This window comes from Paenibacillus tundrae (genome assembly GCF_030812775.1).
Taxonomy (GTDB): domain Bacteria; phylum Bacillota; class Bacilli; order Paenibacillales; family Paenibacillaceae; genus Paenibacillus; species Paenibacillus tundrae_A.
Map to the genome: position 1 here is coordinate 1 of NZ_JAUSTI010000034.1, position 4289 is coordinate 4289.

Below are 4289 nucleotides of genomic sequence, written 5' to 3' on the forward strand. Positions count from 1 at the left end.
AGCGAAACTCAAACAGCGCGCACCGATTGAATATCGATGCGCGCTGGCAGCATAGCTTTTTTCATCTGTCTACTTGACAGGGGTATGACCACTATAGATGCGGGGCTTTTGATTATACATAAACGTTTATTTCATAAGATATCCTTAGCCTTTAACCCAGTCTTTCTATGATCCGCCACCAGAGTCTCCGCTGCCTCCATCTTCTGAACCACCACCACTATCTTGGCCTTGACCTTCTTGCTGCTGTTGGTCATCTTTTTGTCCGCCGCCACTTTCCACTTTAGGTTGAAGCTCGTCCTGAACGACTTTTTTCAACAAAGTTAGAACTTCCATACGGAATAAAGGATTTTGCATCACTTCCTGCATGACGGTCATCGTTTGCTTACGATAATCGGGGGTTTTGGTCATATCCATGAACATCTTGGAAACTTCAGGAGATTTCATAATATCTGAAATAGATTTTTGATACGTTGGATCTTTGATCAGTTCCATGTGTAGTTGTTTGCTTTGTGAATTGATCACTTTGGCGAACTCACCTGCAAACTGTGGATCGGTCATAATTTTCTCGAATTCCTTTTTGTATTCCGGAGCTGTTATGGTATCCTTTACCGCAACACGAATCTGCTCCTGTGATTGCATTGGCATCAGCATTTTCATACCGATCTTACCAGAACCGCCACCACCGCCGCCTTGCTCAGAGCCACCGCCTTCTCCACCACCGCCAGAAGAACTTTGACCAGTAAGGGCTTCTTCCACAGCTTTTTTACCCTCATCACTTTTGAGGATGTCCACCACCATGGTTTTCATCTCTTTATAACTGCCCTGAGGAGGCGAATAATTCTGATCAGAGCCGCAGCCGGCGAGCAGGACGGATAGCCCAAATAGGACACAACATAACTGCCACAATGGCCGTTTCATGTGCACAACCCCTCCTTGATTAGATACTGGATGTAGTATGTGATGAGAAAGCAGTAAATATGTTGAACGGAGATGGTTTTTTGCTGAGAAGGTTGGTAAAATAAAGTCTCGGGGGTGGAAAACATTTGAATTTACGGAAATGGTTTTTCCTATTTTGGACCGCGTTGTTGATCGGAGCGGTGGGATCATTAATAACAGGACTAACGATGATGTTGTTAAATGGAGAAAAAACGAATGGAATTGCTGATCTTATGTTATATCTGCTCATTCTGTTTGGCTCCGGTATTATGATTAGCGTATATTCGCAGATGGGCTTCTTTGCATATTTAATTTTGAATTATATGGGTAAGGGAGTGTTTCCCAAACGCGGCTGGCAAATTGTTCAGATTATATTAACGGTTCTAGCTTTGCTTGATGTGATGTTCTTGCGTTTATTTGTGGGGGAGGGGCGAGAGCCCATATCCGATATTGTCCTCGGACTCATTATTTTGGCATCAGCAATTGTTACCGCTTACGTAAAGGTCAAGCAAACAAACATTTCTGCCCTTGTGCCGACTCTTTTCTTTATGATTGCTGTTACAGCGGTAGAGACGATTGGGGTATTACGCATCGATTCGAATGCAGCGACCATATTTATTGTGGTTCCATTGCTCATGTGTAATGCATACCAAATGCTTATTTTGCACAAATTGGTCGATTCATCTGCTGATCAGGCTGTAACTGGAAAGGTAGAGCAGGCGTGAAGGAAGTAGAAGAATGATTTTCTTATAAAAATAAACTCTAAAAAGAGCTAACGATGGTTAGCTCTTTTTCATGTGCACGAATGGTGCAAGATGTGTAATTTTGATCTATAACGTTATTGCAGTTATTGTAATACATGAGCATTGCATTGATGATAGACATAACCTTGGTGGCGTATTATTGAGCACTAGCTTGATCTCGCACCTCTGAACCCTTAGTGCTGGAGTGATTCAACAATTCGGAAACAGTGACAAACTCATACCCCTGATTTCGAAGTTTATCAATGATTACAGGTAAGGCCTCATGCGTTTGTTTAGAGGAATCGCTAGCATGCAATAGAACGATATCTCCTGGATGAGCTTTGCTGACTACACGATCAACAATGGACTGTACACCTGGATTTTTCCAATCTTGTGAATCGGTATCCCATTGTACGACCTGGTAGTTCAAACTACTCGCAACCTGTAGAACACGTTTGTCAAAATCCCCGTTGGGTAGACGTAACAAATTCGGTTCTTTGCCCGTTAAATCGGTTAAAATGCTATGAGCTGTCGAAATTTCCTTACGGATCTCTTCCTCAGTCAGGCTGCTATAGTTTTCGTGTCTGTGTCCATGGCTGCCGATTTCATAGCCAGCTTCCTTGATGGAGGTCACAATTTCAGGATGTGTTTTACTCCATGGTGAGGAGAGGAAGAAGGTAGCCTTTTCGATTTTATTCTCTTTCAACACCTTGAGAATGGGTTCTGTTCGCTTATCCCCCCAGCTAATGTCAAACGTAAGTGCAATTACTTTTTTTTCGGTTGGTACACTGTAGACTGCAGAAGGTGTATCCTCTGAGAACACAGAAACGTTGCCGCTCTCCAGATAGATTATTCCGATAGCGAACACGGCAGCAGCCAGCACAATCAGGTAACGTTTGATCTTTTTGCCGCTAAATACATAGAACGAGTTCATTTCAATAAGCGCCCCTCTCCCATAAGAAATGCTTGTTTACTCTCCAATGTATGCTCGTACTGCTTAGTTATTCGTATATGATGTTTGTTTGTCCATTAACTTAGTTTACTTAGGAGGTCGTTATGCTTAAATTTAGTACATTTCTGAAAGACCTGGGTTCCATCCGGAATGCGTTAATCTGGTCGGTCGCATTATTTGTGATTGGCATTAGTGTAGGGTGGGTGAGCACCGGGCCACTCGAAGAATTACTTTTGAATCAAATTGGGGGATTAAGAGAAGTCAGTGAGCGTTTGGAGCAAGGGGGGAATGTGCAATTAAACTTCTTCCTGTTTATTTTCTTCAACAATGCGATTAAAAGTGTACTTGTGATCTATGCAGGCATATTCTTTGGCATTCTACCGATAATTTTTCTGCTGATCAACGGAATGGTTATTGGGTTCCTTGTGCATACCACGATGAATTATGGAGCAAGTTTCTATGATATCGTTATTAAAGGATTACTCCCGCATGGGATTATCGAAATACCAGTGATCATTATTGCTTGTGCGTTCGGTCTAAAGTTCGGGGGATTAGCTTCCAAGAGTCTCATGCAGCTTGGGGGATCGAAGAGACACTTGCTTGGTAAGCAGTGGGAAGTGTTTCTGCGTAGGACGTTGACAGCATCTTGCTGGATCATCATTTTATTGTTTGTTGCAGCGATCATTGAGAGCACCATTACCTACAGCATCGTCCGAGGATAAATTTGTATGGAATGACATTCATAATTTTTCTGAAAGTTGACCATAACAATAAAACGGGTTCGGGTACAACCTCAGCGTTAATATGATTGGGGTTGTGCTGCTAACCTTACGCGATTCGATAACGTCTGTTTGCTAGAGATGTATTACATCAGACAACTACACATGAGCGCGTATTATCCATATGCAGAAAAAGGAGAACTCTAATGCTAGGTATGCTGTTTAATGATAAGGAATGCAAAGAGCTAGATTATGTACTTCGCAAAGAGCTTGATGAAATGTTATTCGATCTGAGTGATAACCGTCTTGACCAAGAAATCAAATACGCTATCGCGAGTCGCTACAAAACGGTATTTCGGATGTATGCACGTTTTGCTCCGCCTAAAGAGTTATCCAAGTATGCGAGGGGCGGAAAACTAAAAAAATCAAAGCCATGAATGCTGTGCTCATAGTCAATCAACGATTTTTAGGATAAAAGGGGTGCGGCATGTATAGCTAACGCTGTACCTCTACATGATGATAGGGAAGAGCAATGAAATAAAATGTCGAAAAAGGGTTGACCGTTTCTGATATATATGATAAATTAATTTTTGTTCCTTTTTTAGGACAAGTTCACCGAAACAAGTGCTGAAATGAAGAGTTTGAAAAGTTATAAAAAAAGTACTTGCAAAAACATCGGTAACATGATACATTATAAAAGTCGCCGCTGAAAACGTGGTTGACACAAAAATGAGTAACATGATTCAAGTTTGATCTTTGAAAACTGAACAACGAGTGAGTAACGATCTTGCTTGCAAGATCGACGCTGAGAAATCGTACATGTCTTCGGAACTGAATGATTTCAAAGCACAAATGAGATTTTTAATCTCGTCAGATTCAAAATGAGCTAATCGCTCTTTTCAATACTTTATTGGAGAGTTTGATCCTGGCTCAGGACGA

General features: G+C 41.6%; 5 protein-coding genes. 3 read left to right on the plus strand and 2 right to left on the minus strand.

Translation table 11 applies throughout. The annotated features are described in order from the left end of the window. Positions 1-165: 165 nt before the first annotated feature. Entirely contained in the window at positions 166-918 is a 753-nt protein-coding gene (gene gerD, locus J2T19_RS28060) for a spore germination lipoprotein GerD (RefSeq protein ID WP_307221743.1), read from the minus strand. Between the two features lie 125 nt (positions 919-1043). Here gerD and J2T19_RS28065 point away from each other — a divergent pair, with 125 nt between their 5' ends. Then, on the plus strand, positions 1044-1661 hold the full coding sequence (locus J2T19_RS28065; RefSeq protein WP_307221745.1) for a KinB-signaling pathway activation protein: 618 nt from the start codon (positions 1044-1046) through the stop codon (positions 1659-1661). Between the two features lie 175 nt (positions 1662-1836). Here J2T19_RS28065 and pdaB read toward each other — a convergent pair whose 3' ends face one another. Next, positions 1837-2613: a polysaccharide deacetylase family sporulation protein PdaB gene (pdaB, locus tag J2T19_RS28070; RefSeq protein WP_307221746.1), complete on the minus strand. Its 777-nt coding sequence runs from the start codon at positions 2611-2613 to the stop codon at positions 1837-1839. Positions 2614-2735: 122 nt separating this feature from the next. On the opposite strand from pdaB, the gene J2T19_RS28075 reads away from it, so the two are divergent. Continuing rightward, positions 2736-3353 carry a stage II sporulation protein M gene (locus J2T19_RS28075; RefSeq protein WP_056697764.1) on the plus strand — a complete coding sequence of 206 codons (618 nt, stop codon included), beginning with the start codon at positions 2736-2738 and terminating at the stop codon, positions 3351-3353. A 203-nt stretch (positions 3354-3556) separates the two neighbouring features. Continuing rightward, complete coding sequence (locus J2T19_RS28080; RefSeq protein ID WP_056697767.1) at positions 3557-3787, plus strand: hypothetical protein; 231 nt, start codon at positions 3557-3559, stop codon at positions 3785-3787. Positions 3788-4289: the final 502 nt, after the last annotated feature.